The following is a 13,025-nucleotide window of genomic DNA, read 5'->3' as shown; positions in this document are numbered from 1 at the left end:
CAATCGTCCAGGGAGGGAGAACGAAGGGGGAAGCAATTGATCGTGGTGTGCAGCCCGTGCAGTTTGCGAGTGGGAAGCCTCTGTGGCGGGCCAAGAGGGACACGAGCCGCACGCCGCGATCAATTTTTTGTCTGGTAGAGACCCGGCGGCGGAGGGCGCCGCCGGGTGAAGTTGCTATTACGAGTTGTAGGCGCGCTCGCCGTGGCTCGACAGATCCAGGCCATCGCTTTCGCTCGATTCGGAGACGCGGGCGCCACCGAAGATTGCCTTGACGATGAGCATGGCGACCAGGGCCACGACACCGGACCAGACGATGGCGATGATCACGCCGGTGAGCTGGACCATGAACTGGGCGCCCATTTCATAGCCGTCCAGCGGGTAGCCGCCGAAGCCGGGATTGGCGACGATGGCGGTGCCCAGGGCGCCGACAATGCCGCCGACGCCGTGGATGCCGAACACATCGAGGCTATCGTCATATTTGAGCATCGGCTTGAGGTTGACGACCGCCCACAGGCAGACGAAACCGGCAACCGCACCCAGCACGATGGCGCCGCCGACACCGGCAAAGCCGGCCGCGGGGGTGATCGCGACGAGGCCGGCAACGGCACCCGAGACCGCACCCAGGGCCGAAGCATGGCCACGGGTAACCTTTTCGCCGATGGCCCAGGCCAGAGCCGCAGCGGCCGGAGCCAGCACGGTGTTGATCAGGGCAACGGCAGTCAGGGCATTGGCTTCGAGATTGGAGCCGGCATTGAAGCCGAACCAGCCGAACCACAGCAGGCCGGCACCGATATAGGTGAGGACCAGATTGTGCGGAGCGATCGGCTCCTTCATGTAGCCCAGGCGCGGCCCGAGCACGATGGCAGCAACGAGCGCGGCCACACCGGAATTGATGTGAACCACGGTGCCGCCGGCAAAGTCATAGGCGCCCATGCCGAACAGCAGGCCGGGGCCCGACCAGACCATGTGGGCCATCGGGATATAGGAGAAGGTGAACCAGATGGCCAGGAACGCCATCAGCGCGCCGAACTTCATGCGTTCGGCGATACCGCCGACGATGAGGGTCGAGGTGATGCAGGCAAAGGTCAGCTGGAAGACCACAAAGACCATTTCGGGCAATTCGAACCCGGCCGAGAAGGTCGCGGCGCGAGAATCAAGGGTGACGCCCGAGAGGAAGAATTTGGAGAAGTCGCCGACGAAAGCCGACAGGCCCCCTTCGGTCGGGCCGGCGAAAGCCAGCGAATAGCCATAGGCTACCCACAGAATGGCGATCATCGAGAAGCCGAGGAACACCTGGGTCAGCACGGAGAGGATATTCTTGGCGCGCACCAGGCCGCCATAGAACAGGGCCAGGCCCGGAATGGTCATGACGATGACGACCATGGTGGATACCAGCATCCAGGCCACGTCGCCCTTGTCGACGACGGCAGTCACTTCAGCGGCCGCCTCGGCTGCCGGCGCCGCAGCGTCCTGCGCAAATGCCGGCAGCGCCAGCAGCAGGGAGGCGATTGCAGCACTCCCCAAAACTTTTGACATCTTCATCTTGTTGTTCTCCCGATGACGCTTAGAGGGCAGAAGCGCCGGTTTCACCGGTGCGGATACGGGTGACGGCCAGAAGATCGAGCACGAAGATCTTGCCATCGCCGATACGGCCGGTCTGGGCGCTGTCGCGGATGGCCGTGGACACGGCATCGGCTAGGGCGTCATCAACGGCGATTTCAACTTTGAGCTTGGGCAGGAAGTGCACGGCGTATTCGGTACCGCGATAGATTTCCGAATGCCCCTTCTGGCGGCCGTAACCCTTCACCTCGGTCACGGTCATGCCGTGCACGTCGAGCGAGTTGAGAGCCTGGCGAACCTCTTCGAGGCGTGATGGCTTGATAATTGCAATCACCAGTTTCATGTGAGCCCCTTTGCGACTTGGCGCTGGTCTGGAATGCCCAACTAGACTCAAGCGCCGTGCCAACTCCGAATGGCGCGAAAATCATCAGCAAAAACAATGCATTAGTAATTCATAAACGATTCACGGCGCCGCACCCGCCGCCAAATGCACAAAAAATGTGCAAAACTGCAGCGAATTGGGCAAAATTACGGCAAGCCTGCCGCGACCTTGCGCCTCTTGCACCCAGGGCGTGCAGGCGCTCAATAGAGGAAAGGAGAACTGACATGGCCAGCGCTGCACAAACCCATGATGTGCTGATCGTCGGCGGCGGTCCGGTGGGGCTGACGCTGGCGCTTGCCCTGGTGCAATCGGCGCGCGGCATCCGTGTCGGGCTGGTCGATCGGCGGCCGCTATCGGTGCCGGGCGACAATCGCGCCTCGGCTATCGCTGCTGGCGTGCGCCGCGTCTTCGAGGCTTTGGGCGTGTGGCCCGCCATGGCCGCCCAATCGCAGCCGATCACCGCCATGCGCATTACCGATTCGGGCGTGGGCGATATTTCGCGGCCGCTGTTTCTCAGTTTTGAGGGCGATGTGGCGCCGGGCGAGGCCTTTGCCCATATGGTGCCCAATCGCATCAGCGGGCAGGTGCTGCTCGATGCGGTCGGCCAGCAGATCGAGGTGATCGCGCCGGCCGAGATCACTGCCTGGGAGAGCGATGCCCGGTCCGCCCAACTGGTGCTGGCCGATGGCCGCGTGCTCGTGGCGCCCTTGGTGGTGGCGGCCGACGGCGCGCAATCGGCACTGCGGCAGATGGCCGGCATTGGCGTCGTCGAACACGATTACCGCCAGACCGGCCTGGTCACCACGATCAGCCATGAATTGCCCCATGACGGCGTCGCCTATGAGCATTTCCGCCCCGCCGGCCCCTTTGCCAGCCTGCCGCTTACGGGCAATCGCTCGTCACTGGTTTGGACCGAATCCGGCGCCGAAGCGCCGCGCTTCCTCGCCATGGACAAAGCCGCCCTGGCGCTCGAAATCGAGGCGGTGATGGGCTCGACGCTGGGCGCTGTCACGGTCGAAGACGATCTGGCAGGCTTCCCGCTCCGCATGCGCATCGCCCGCGATTTCGTCGCGCCACGGCTGGCTCTGGTGGGCGACGCCGCCCATGTGGTGCATCCGATCGCCGGGCAGGGGCTCAATCTGGGGCTCAAGGATGTGGCGGCTTTGGCGGAAGTCGTGATCGACACCATTCGCCTCGGGCTCGATCATGGCGGGGATGACGCGCTGGCCCGCTACCAGAGCTGGCGCCGGCTCGACACCTCGGCCATGGCCATGGTGACCGACGGCATGAACCGGCTATTCTCCAATGACGCCGCCCCGATCCGCGCCGTGCGCGATTTCGGCCTGGGCCTGGTCGACCGCGCCGGCCCCATCAAGGCCGCCATGATCCGCACCGCGGCAGGTGTCTCGGGCAATGGACCAAAACTGCTCAGCGGGCTGCCGATCTAGTTCTGGCCCCGCGTCAGCGTCTTGATCTCATCCGGCTCGACGCTCCGCGCTTCATCGAGGCTGAGCAGCGGCACGCCCTTGTTGATGGGGAAGGCCAAGCGCGCCGCGACCGAGATCAGCTCGGTATGGTCCCCCGACAGGATCAGCCGCGTCTTGGTCAGCGGGCAGACCAGCATTTCGAGCGTGCGCACATCCAGCACATGGCGCGGATCGACGCCGGAGGGCATCAGTTGAGCGGGGGGCGGTCATTGCCGCCGCGCGCCATTTCAAATTCGGTCATGGCGATCAGGGTTTCGGCGCGCTGCTCCAGCGTCTGGGCTTCCAGCAGCACCTGCTTTTCGGCGGCGCCATAGGGGGAGACCATGCAGCAGAAATTGACGAGGTCAGCCGTCCCGGTGCGCTCGATCTCCTCGAAATTGAGGTCGATATTGGCAAATTCGGCATAGTCGCGCATCATCTTGATGAAGCGCTCGCGATCCACCGCGTCCTCGCCGAAATCGCGGGTGAAGTCGGTGGCAAAGTCCTCGGCAGCGATCACGCCCTGGCGATAGGGCGTCATCACCGTCAGCTCATGGGCGAGCCGGAAGCGGGTGACGCCTTCCAGAATGATGAAATAGCGCCCCTCCCCGCTTTCCTCGAAATGGGTGATCCGGCCCAGGCAGCCGATTTGCTGCAGTGGACTGCGGCCGCGCGGGCTTTCCTCGGACGTGTCCTCGGGCTGGATCAGCCCGATCAGCCGGTCGCCGCGCAGGGCCGCATCCACCATCTCGATATAGCGCGGCTCAAAGATATTGAGCGGGCGATGCGAAAAGGGCAGCAGCAGTGCCCCGGTCAAGGGAAAGACCGGGACGGATTTGGGCAGCTCGGCGGGCGAGGTAGGGCGTTTAGGCATAGAATCTCCCGGCTCAGGAAAACAAGGCGGCCGACAGCAGCCGACGGCCTTTGAGCGTGGCGGGGTCTTTTGGCCCCCAGGCATCGAAGAATTCGAGCAGTTTCTTGCGCGCGCCGTCTTCGTTCCAGGTGCGATCGCGCTTGAAGATGGCAACCAGCGCCTCGGCGGCCTCGACGCGTTTGCCTTCGGCATTGAGCACTACGGCCAGATCGAAACGGGCCTGGTGATCATCGGGATTGGCGGCAAGCGCGGCTTCGAGCGCCGAGGTTTCCGACAGGTCAGCGGCTTCACCCAGGAGGCGAATCGAATTGGCAAGGCTGGTATAGGCCTCGCCCTTGCGCTCGGCTTCGGGCATCATGTCGAGCGTGGCCTGGGCCTGCTCGGTCTCGCCAGCGGCCAGATACACCTTGGTGAGGCCGATCAAGGCCACTGCATGGTCGGGGACATGCTGCACTACCATGCCGAAAATCTGCGCAGCACGGCCGAGATCCCCAGCGGTCAGCGCTTCTTCGGCGGCGGCGAGGGCTTCGGTGATCTGGGCTTCCATCGACCCTTCGGCCGGCGCCGGCTCGGGGGCGCCGGCAATCACCTTATCGGCAAAGCGGCGCACTTCGCCCTCGGGCATGGCGCCCATAAAGCCATCGACCGGGCGGCCGCCGGAAAAGGCGAACACGGCGGGAATCGATTGAATGCCGAGCTGGCCGGCAATCTGGGGGTTTTCGTCGATATTGATCTTGATCAGGCGGATCTTGCCTGCCTTTTCATTGACCACTTTTTCCAGCGCCGGCGTGAGCTGGCGGCAGGGGCCGCACCAAGGCGCCCAGAAATCGACCAGCACGGGTGTATCGAGCGAAGCGTCGATCACGTCGGCCTTGAAAGCCTGATCGGTCGAATCCTTGATCAGCGCGCCAACAGGCGCAGCAGCGGGAGAAGTCGGTGTTGCAACGTTAAACGGAGTGGACATCGGCGTGACGGGCCCTTGGCGTTTTTCGAAATCTGGGTCGGTTCTGGGCTCTTCTTGCGCCCGCAAACCGTGGTGTGACAAGCCCTTCTATCCACAAGGCGACCGGAAGATGACGAAGCGGTCAAAATGTGGGTTGCAATCAGGCAGGTGATTGGGCATATAGGCGCGCATCGGGGCACTGCCAAGGCGGTGACGACGATATGGAGTGCGGGTGTAGCTCAGGGGTAGAGCATAACCTTGCCAAGGTTAGGGTCGTGGGTTCGAATCCCATCGCCCGCTCCAAATACCAAAGTCCGGCATGGCTTTGGTGACAAAGGGTCCTTCGGGACCCTTTTTGTTTTTCCCGGTTTGTGTCCGGCCCAGCGTTTTTCCAGCAACCGAAACGGGCGCCGATAGTTCTCCTGCCGGCAGAACAGGGAGACTTGCGCCATGGCACATGTACGCTACGAGGTCGTCGAGCATGACGGCGGCTTTGCCTATAAGGTCGGGGACGTGTTTTCGGAGAGCTTTCCGACCCATCGCGCGGCCTTGGACGCGGCCATCGCCGCCGCCGACCGCCAGCAAGCCGCCGGGCAGACCCAGGCCATCGGCTATCAGGACGCCGAAGGCCGCTGGCATGAAGAACTGGCCCGCGGCGACGACCGGCCTCAGACCGAAGTCGAAGACGACCTGATCGAGCCGGTAGGGCGCCGCCCGCGGCGTTAACTTCTGCGTAGATATCACCCCACCCACGGTGTCACTCTGGCCATCGCGCAAGACATGCCCCCACCCACGGTGTCACCCCGGCGCAGGCCGGGGCCCATCCTGAGATCGTGGGCCACGCCGCCAGATCGTTCGAGGGAAAACGCTCGCACACCTTGCGGCAGCGGAGCTATCTCGAGCTGGGCCCCGGCCTGCGCCGGGGTGACACCGTGGGTGCGGCAGCGCTGAGCGCTTGAGCCGAGCGCCGGCTGTCAGCCACTTCCCGAATCAAGAAACGCCATCAGTTCCTTGGCAGCGGCGCTGCCGGCGCGGTTGGCGCCGATGGTGGAGGCCGAGGGGCCGTAACCGACCAGATGGATGCGCTTGTCGCGCTCGACCTGCGTGGCCAGCCGCCCGCTCATCACGATGCCGCCTGAGGGCTCGCGCAATTGCAGTGGCGCCAGATGATCGAGCGCGCTGCGAAAACCGGTGCACCATAAAATCACATCGACATCGAGCGTCTTGCCATCGGCCCAGCGCACCCCTGTTGGCGTGATCTCATCGAACATGGGCTGGCGGTTCAATACGCCCCGCGCGCGGGCTGCCTCGATCGCCGGGGTGACGGGCAGGCCGGTGACCGACACCACCGAACCCGGCGGCAGGCCCTGGCGCACGCGCTCTTCCACCAAAGCCACAGCGGCTCGGCCGGCATCAGCATCAAACGGACCATCGCGAAAGCGCGGCGGCGTGCGGGTGACCCAGCTGGTCTGCGTCACCTGCGAGATTTCATCGAGCAGCTGGATGGCCGAAATACCCCCGCCGACCACCAGCACATGCTGGCCGGCGAATTCGGCGGCATTTCTATAGTCGCGGGTATGCAGCTGGCGGCCGGTGAACAGGTCCTTGCCGGGATAGTCCGGGATGAACGGCTTTTCCCAGGTGCCGGTGGCATTGATCAGCCCCTCGGCGGAAGACACCCCGCGATCGCTCTCGACCCGCAGTCGTGCTCCCCGGTCGCACACCACGCTGACCGCGGCGGGGCGCAGCACATTGAGCCCGAAGCGCTCCTCATAAGCCGCGAAATAGCGGGGCACCGCCACGGCGGCCTGCACCGAATCATCGCCTCCCCCCAGTTCGGCAAAGGACAGGCCCGGCAGGTCATGCACGCGATTGACCGTGCTCAGCGTCAGCGAAGGCCAGCGATATTGCCAGGCGCCGCCCGGCGCAGGGGCTTGGTCGAGCACGATGAAGTCGCGGCCGGGCATGAGGCCCATTTGCTTGAGGTGATAGGCCGAGGACAGGCCCGCCTGCCCCGCGCCAATCACGACGACGCGGGTTTTAAGCACAACGCGCAAGGCAGGGGATGGATCTGACAAAGGCGGGCTCCCGGGGAGGGCCCATATTTAGGGGCGGCAAGCCATGGGAGCAAGCGCGCTGGATCCGCCCTCTTGACTCCCATCTACGTTCGATCTATTTAACGCATATGTTAATTAACGGATACGTTAAATGCAGACCGACCCGCTAAGCCTCACGCTGGCCGCTTTGGCCGACCCGACCCGCCGCGCCATTCTGGCCCGGCTGGGAGAGGGCGAGGCCAATGTCAATGAACTGGCCGAGCCCTTCGCTATCAGCCTGCCGGCCATTTCCCGCCATCTCAAGGTGCTCGAACACGCGGGGCTCGTCTCGCGCGGCCGCACCGCCCAATGGCGCCCCGTTCGCCTCGAAGGCGCGCCCCTGCGCGAGCTGGCCAGCTGGCTCGAACACTATCGCAAATTCTGGGACGAGGGCTTCGACAAGATGGACGCCCTCCTCAAGGATCTCACCAAAGGACAGCCCGATGCTCCCAAAAACTGAAGCCATGGCCGCAAACGAACTCTTCATCGACCGCACCTTCGCCGCGCCGGCCGCATTGGTGTTCCGCCTCTGGAGCGACGCGGAATTGCTCAAGCGCTGGTTCGGTCCAAAGGATTTCACCTGCCCCAGCTATACGCTCGATTTCCGCGTCGGCGGCGCCTATCGCGGCGTGATCCGCTCGGCTGATTATCCCGATGGCTGGTTCGGCGGCACGTTTAAAGAGATCGTGCCCAATCGAAAGATCGTCATGAGCTTTGCCTGGGAACAGGGTGCGGGCCAGACCGATCTCACCGATATCACCATCACCCTCGACGAGGCCGATGGCGTCACCAGCCAGCGCTTCCACCAGGCCCCCTTCGCCTCGATCGCCGAGCGCGACAGCCATCTCAGCGGTTGGACCGAATGCCTCGACAAGCAGGTGAATTACCTGCGCGACAATCCCGCCTGAGGAGAGCAAACATGCGACAGACCCATCACGGCTCCTGCCATTGCGGCGCCGTCAGCTTCGAAGCCGATGTCGATCTCAGCGCTGAGTCCCGCCGTTGCAACTGCACCTATTGCGCCAAGACCCGCTATTGGAAGAGCTTTGTCGGCGTCGACGACATCCGCCTGCTGACCGGCGCCGATAACCTGGCCGATTATCGCGCCCCGGACTCGCTCTGGCCGCCCGATCACATTCACCACCATTTCTGCAAAACCTGCGGCGTGCAGCTCTATTCGCGCGGCTTTCTCGAGCAGATGGGCGGCTGGTTCCACGCGCTCAACATCGCGGTGCTCGACGGCCTGTCGCCGCAGGATTTCGCCAGAGTGCCGATCACCTATGAAAACGGCATCCAGGACAAGCAGATGGAGCCGCCCGCGGTGACGTCCTACCTCTGAGCGTCCTGCCGGGTCCCCTGTGGCCGATGCGCCACAGCTGCCCGCCATCCCCATTCCCCACCAGGAACCAGTCTTTCAGGCCCTCGTTAATCCAGCACGGGGCGGTAACCGCGCGAGACCTCCCAGTCTCGCGCTTCCGCAGTGAGTGGCCTGTCCACTCCCTTGAAAGGATCAGAGCAATGAAACAGCTTCTTTTGGCTGGTGTGGCCGCGTTGGCGCTTGGCATGGCCATGCCGGCCTTCGCCCAGGATACGCTGATCGGCACCGAAGATGATGTGCAAGCCGGCGCCACCATTGGCGCGGGTGGTGGCGGCATCGCCGGCGCGACCGTTGGTGCAGTAGTGGCCGGCCCGCTGGGCGCTGCCATCGGCGGCTTTGCCGGGGCCACGCTGGGCGCCGAGGCGGGCATCGAAACCTCGGTGGTCGATTATGCCGGCGCCCATCCGGTCGAGCCGGTCTATCTCGATAGCGCGCTCGATATCGGCTATGTGCTGCCGCCCGACGTGGTGATCTACCCGGTCGAGACCAACCCCTCCTATGGCTATATCTATGCCAATGACCGCGTCTGGATCGTCGATCTGCAAAGCCGCGCCCTGGTGCAGTCGCCGGGCTATCTGGTCACCCAGAACTATCTCGATTACGCCATCGCCAACCCAATCGCTCCGGTACCCCTGCAAGGCGATGTGGTCGTGGGCTATGTGGTGCCGCCCGATGTCGCACTGACTCCGGTGCCGCAATCGAGCTATTCCTATGTCTATATCGAGGGCCGCCCGGCCCTGGTCGAAAGCACCAGCCGCGCCGTGGTCTGGATCAACTAGTCCCGGCGCCGCACAACTATTCCTCCCTCTCGAGGGCGGGATGGGGTGGAAGTTCCGTAGTCACGCCCGCCCCGAAGCCGTCCGGTTCACTCCGGGCGGCTTTGCTTTGACCGCCTGCCGAGTTTGGGCAATATAGCCGCACGAAAATCGGAGGGGCGCATGGCCGATATTCTGGATTATTGTGTGGGGCTCAAGCAGGTCAGCTTCAAACCCGGCCAGCTCATGCTGCCCGAGGGCGAGCGGCTGGGCCGGCTCTATGTGCTGGTCTCGGGCCAGGTGGAAGTGATCCGCGAACGCACCCAGGTCACTCATGTCGACGAGCCTGGCTCGATTTTCGGGGAAATGGCCGTGCTGCTCGACATGCCCCATTCGGCCAGCGTCAAGGCGCTCTCCGCCGTCACCGCCTATGAAATTCCCGACGCGCTGACCTTTCTCGATAGCCGCCCCGAATTTTCCCTGCATATCGCCACCATGCTGGCGCGGCGGCTTTATTACACCACCTCTTATCTGGTCGATCTGCAGCAGCAGGCCGCCGGCAAGCGACGGGATCTCGATCTGGTCGATCAGATCCTGGCCACCCTGGTCGAACCCGCCGATCGCAAGAGCAAAGCCGCACGATGAACAAACCCGCCCTCACCATCACCTATTGCACCCAGTGCAATTGGCTGCTCCGCTCGGCCTGGATGGCCTCCGAAGTGCTCTCCACCTTCAGCCTCGAAATGGGGGCGGTGACGCTGGTCCCCGGCACGGGTGGCATTTTCGAGATCAGCCTCGATGGTGAATTGATCTGGGAGCGCAAGCGCGATGGCGGCTTCCCTGACGTCAAGCAGCTCAAGCAAATGGTGCGCGACCGCATCGACCCCGACCGCGATCTGGGCCATATCGATCGCTCCCATACGGGCTGATCCCTCTTTCTTTTCTTATATCTTGGGTTAATCTCGCTCATTGCAAAGCGACGCGCCGTCGCGTCGCTCCTTGAGGGAGAGCCTGGGGTTATGGCGCATAAGTTCAAGATCACTGCTGCCAAGAATGGCGAGTTCGTCGCCAAGTTCGTCTACAATAGCGAAATCATGGTCTGGTCGGAAACTTACAAGTCCAAGGCCAGCGCGCAGAATTGCATCGATTCCATCAAGAAGAACGCGCCCGGCGCCGCCATTGTCGATCTGACCAAGGGCGAAGAGGGCAAGGGCTACCGCTTCGAACTCGCCGCCTCCAAGGATGGCCAGACCTTCGTGCGCTTCGTCGCCGCCAATGGCGAACCCATGGTGCGCTCGGAAACCTACAAATCCAAATCCAGCGCCAAGAACTGCATCAAATCGGTGCAGGAACGCGGCCCCAAGGCGGAAACCATCGACGAGGCGTAAGGCGCGGCTCTAGCCACAATGCTGCAATCAATCGCTGTTCTCCCTCGGGCCTGACCCGAGGGCCACTTTGATATGGCACGTGTTGCAAGTGATCCTCGGGTCAAGCCCGAGGAAGACGCCGTGTGTGGAACGGGCACGGCAAAAACAAATTCTTCCCGCCGGCCCGCCTCTCGCCGCACCAAACCCATTCCCAAGCCCCGGCCAGCCGGTCTAGTCTTGCCGGCAAATCGTTCCGGGAGAATGCCGCCTCATGTCATCCATCCTCAAGCTGCTCGCCACCGCCGTGGCCTCGCTGGCCTTCGGCGCCGTTTCCGTTCAGGCCCAGGATGCCCTGCCGGATCTGGGCGGCCGCACCATCGTCGCGGTCACCGAAAATGCCTATGTGCCGCTCAATTTCGCCGATCCGAAGACCGGCGAGGGCATTGGCCTCGAATATGATCTGTTCAACGAAATCGCCAAGCGCCTCAATGCCAAGGTCGATTGGCAGCTTTCCAGCTGGGACGTGATGATCCAGGCGGTGCGCGATGGCCAGTTCGAAGTGGGCATGGACGGCATCACCATCAATGAGGAACGCGCCGAGCTGATCGATTTTTCCGATCCCTACCTGACCAGCGAGCAATTCATGCTGGTGCGCGCCGACGAGACCCGCTTCACCGATGCGGAGAGCTTTGCCGGCGACCCCAACCTGCTGATCGGCGCCCAGGCCGGCACCACCAATTTCTATGTCGCGGTCTATAATGTGCTCGATGGCGAAGAGAGCAATCCGCGCATCAAGCTGTTCGACACCTTCGGCACCTCGGTTTCGGCGCTGCAGGCCGGCGACGTCGATACCGTCCTGATGGACCAGACCTCGGCCAATGGCTATATCGGGGCCAATCCGGGCGCCTTCAAAGTCATTGGCGGTCCGCTCGGCGCCGAGGATTTCGGCTTCATCCTCACCCAGGGCTCCGACCTGCTCGACCCCATCAACGCCGCTATCGCCGCCATCAAGGCCGACGGCACCATGGAAAAATTCCAGCAGAAGTGGTTCTACGAATACAACGCGGCCCAGTAAGCGGCGTGGCAACCCCGCCTTCCTTCACCTCTCCCTTGGGGGGAGAGGTCGGCGCACCGCGCCGGATGAGGGGGCCTTGCTCCGCAGCTCTGCCCCACATCGTGGCTCCCCGACCACCCGCATTCCCTCCCCATCAAGGGGAGGGAGGCGCAGGAACTGCACTCTCGGCTCTATCGTCTCCCTCCCCCTTGTGGGGAGGGATCAAGGGTGGGGGTGAGTCACAGGCGCCAAATCTAGATACTCTCCCCGGTGCAGCCCTGAGTCTGCGGCTGCCACCATGAAGACACCATGACCTACATCCCCCGCCGCCCCTCCATCCTCGCCCGCACGCCCTGGTGGCTGCTCGCCATTGCCTTGCTTTTCGTGCTTGGCCTATGGGCCATGACGGCCAATGCCGGCTATGCCGTCATCTTCCGTGCGCTCTCGGGCGGCATCACCACCACGCTCTGGGTCACTGGCGTCGCCTTCACCGCGGCTACTATGCTGGGCTTGCTGATCGCGCTCGCCCGCACCTCGACCAATCGCGTGCTGCGCGAACTGGCCACCTTCTATGTCGAGATTATTCGCGGCATTCCCGTGCTGGTCTTTCTGTTCTACGTCGCCTTTGTCGGCGCGCCCGGTATGGTCGCTGCCATCAATTGGCTGCTGCAGCCGACAGGTGGCACGATCACCATCCGCCAGTTCGATTTCGCCTGGCGCGCCATCGTCGCGCTCACCATCTGCTATTCCGCCTTCATCGCCGAAATCTTCCGGGCCGGCATCGAAGCGGTCAATTCCGGCCAGGTCGAAGCGGCGCGCGCGCTGGGCCTCTCGCGCTGGCATTGCTTCCGCTTCATCATCGCCCCGCAGGCCCTGCGCACCATCCTGCCCCCGCTGGGCAATGACTTCGTCTCCATGGTCAAGGATTCGGCCCTGGTCTCGGCTTTGGGCGTGCAGGACATTACCCAATTGGGCAAAGTCTATTCCTCCAGCACCTTCCTGTTCTTCGAGACCTACAACGTCGTGGCCTTCCTCTATCTCACCATGACCATTTCCCTGTCCCTGCTGGTCCGCCTGCTGGAAAATCGCCTGCGCAATGAGCGGCGCTGAACTGTTCAGTAGACCTCATGGTGAGCTTGTCGAACCACGA

The 13,025-nt window shown here is 63.3% G+C and carries 17 protein-coding genes and 1 tRNA gene; 12 read left to right on the top strand and 6 right to left on the bottom strand.

All coding sequences use genetic code 11. From position 1 onward, the window contains the following. Positions 1–177: 177 nt before the first annotated feature. Both N8A98_RS08375 and N8A98_RS08370 read right to left on the bottom strand, forming a co-directional pair. Positions 178–1,542, bottom strand: a complete 1,365-nt coding sequence (locus N8A98_RS08375; RefSeq protein WP_262170605.1) for an ammonium transporter — start codon at positions 1,540–1,542, stop codon at positions 178–180. Positions 1,543–1,564: 22 nt separating this feature from the next. Continuing rightward, positions 1,565–1,903 carry a P-II family nitrogen regulator gene (locus tag N8A98_RS08370; protein WP_035101987.1) on the bottom strand — a complete coding sequence of 113 codons (339 nt, stop codon included), beginning with the start codon at positions 1,901–1,903 and terminating at the stop codon, positions 1,565–1,567. Positions 1,904–2,166: 263 nt separating this feature from the next. On the opposite strand from N8A98_RS08370, the gene N8A98_RS08365 reads away from it, so the two are divergent. After that, complete coding sequence (locus N8A98_RS08365; RefSeq protein ID WP_262170603.1) at positions 2,167–3,390, top strand: FAD-dependent monooxygenase; 1,224 nt, start codon at positions 2,167–2,169, stop codon at positions 3,388–3,390. Here N8A98_RS08365 and N8A98_RS08360 read toward each other — a convergent pair. The 3 genes from N8A98_RS08360 to trxA are packed head-to-tail and all read right to left on the bottom strand — an operon-like array spanning position 3,387 to position 5,246. Beyond that, on the bottom strand, positions 3,387–3,617 hold the full coding sequence (locus tag N8A98_RS08360; protein ID WP_200877212.1) for a Trm112 family protein: 231 nt from the start codon (positions 3,615–3,617) through the stop codon (positions 3,387–3,389). The two genes, N8A98_RS08365 and N8A98_RS08360, sit on opposite strands and share 4 nt — an antisense overlap. Beyond that, positions 3,617–4,282: an LON peptidase substrate-binding domain-containing protein gene (locus N8A98_RS08355; protein WP_113121905.1), complete on the bottom strand. Its 666-nt coding sequence runs from the start codon at positions 4,280–4,282 to the stop codon at positions 3,617–3,619. The genes N8A98_RS08360 and N8A98_RS08355 overlap by 1 nt, the downstream gene beginning before the upstream one ends. 13 nt (positions 4,283–4,295) lie before the next feature. Then, complete coding sequence (gene trxA / locus N8A98_RS08350) at positions 4,296–5,246, bottom strand: thioredoxin (RefSeq protein ID WP_262170600.1); 951 nt, start codon at positions 5,244–5,246, stop codon at positions 4,296–4,298. Positions 5,247–5,453: 207 nt separating this feature from the next. Here trxA and N8A98_RS08345 point away from each other — a divergent pair. Together N8A98_RS08345 and N8A98_RS08340 are read left to right on the top strand one after the other, a co-directional pair. Then, positions 5,454–5,528 (top strand) — tRNA-Gly (locus tag N8A98_RS08345). 147 nt (positions 5,529–5,675) lie between these two features. Then, positions 5,676–5,951: a hypothetical protein gene (locus N8A98_RS08340; RefSeq protein ID WP_052153617.1), complete on the top strand. Its 276-nt coding sequence runs from the start codon at positions 5,676–5,678 to the stop codon at positions 5,949–5,951. A 248-nt stretch (positions 5,952–6,199) separates the two neighbouring features. On the opposite strand, the gene N8A98_RS08335 is transcribed toward N8A98_RS08340, so the two are convergent. After that, positions 6,200–7,303, bottom strand: coding sequence for an NAD(P)-binding domain-containing protein (locus N8A98_RS08335; protein ID WP_262170596.1), 1,104 nt, complete (start codon positions 7,301–7,303; stop codon positions 6,200–6,202). Between the two features lie 130 nt (positions 7,304–7,433). Here N8A98_RS08335 and N8A98_RS08330 point away from each other — a divergent pair, with 130 nt between their 5' ends. From N8A98_RS08330 to N8A98_RS08285, 9 genes are all read left to right on the top strand, one after another. Next, positions 7,434–7,781 carry an ArsR/SmtB family transcription factor gene (locus N8A98_RS08330; protein WP_262170595.1) on the top strand — a complete coding sequence of 116 codons (348 nt, stop codon included), beginning with the start codon at positions 7,434–7,436 and terminating at the stop codon, positions 7,779–7,781. Beyond that, positions 7,765–8,229: an SRPBCC family protein gene (locus N8A98_RS08325; protein ID WP_262170594.1), complete on the top strand. Its 465-nt coding sequence runs from the start codon at positions 7,765–7,767 to the stop codon at positions 8,227–8,229. The genes N8A98_RS08330 and N8A98_RS08325 overlap by 17 nt, the downstream gene beginning before the upstream one ends. Before the next feature lie 11 nt (positions 8,230–8,240). Then, positions 8,241–8,660: a GFA family protein gene (locus N8A98_RS08320; RefSeq protein WP_262170593.1), complete on the top strand. Its 420-nt coding sequence runs from the start codon at positions 8,241–8,243 to the stop codon at positions 8,658–8,660. 179 nt (positions 8,661–8,839) lie between these two features. Beyond that, complete coding sequence (locus tag N8A98_RS08315; RefSeq protein ID WP_262170592.1) at positions 8,840–9,478, top strand: DUF1236 domain-containing protein; 639 nt, start codon at positions 8,840–8,842, stop codon at positions 9,476–9,478. A 159-nt stretch (positions 9,479–9,637) separates the two neighbouring features. Next, entirely contained in the window at positions 9,638–10,099 is a 462-nt protein-coding gene (locus N8A98_RS08310; protein WP_113121898.1) for a Crp/Fnr family transcriptional regulator, read from the top strand. Then, positions 10,096–10,383: an Rdx family protein gene (locus N8A98_RS08305; RefSeq protein ID WP_262170591.1), complete on the top strand. Its 288-nt coding sequence runs from the start codon at positions 10,096–10,098 to the stop codon at positions 10,381–10,383. Before N8A98_RS08310 ends, N8A98_RS08305 begins: the two co-directional genes overlap by 4 nt. 90 nt (positions 10,384–10,473) lie before the next feature. After that, on the top strand, positions 10,474–10,842 hold the full coding sequence (locus tag N8A98_RS23375) for a YegP family protein (RefSeq protein WP_390888814.1): 369 nt from the start codon (positions 10,474–10,476) through the stop codon (positions 10,840–10,842). 250 nt (positions 10,843–11,092) lie between these two features. Beyond that, positions 11,093–11,896, top strand: a complete 804-nt coding sequence (locus N8A98_RS08290; protein ID WP_262170590.1) for a transporter substrate-binding domain-containing protein — start codon at positions 11,093–11,095, stop codon at positions 11,894–11,896. Between the two features lie 288 nt (positions 11,897–12,184). Continuing rightward, entirely contained in the window at positions 12,185–12,985 is an 801-nt protein-coding gene (locus N8A98_RS08285; protein WP_262170588.1) for an amino acid ABC transporter permease, read from the top strand. Positions 12,986–13,025: the final 40 nt, after the last annotated feature.

It is taken from the genome of Devosia neptuniae (genome assembly GCF_025452235.1).
Lineage (GTDB): Bacteria > Pseudomonadota > Alphaproteobacteria > Rhizobiales > Devosiaceae > Devosia.
The sequence above is the reverse complement of the archived record's forward strand: the minus strand, read 5'-3'. Positions and strand labels throughout refer to the sequence as shown.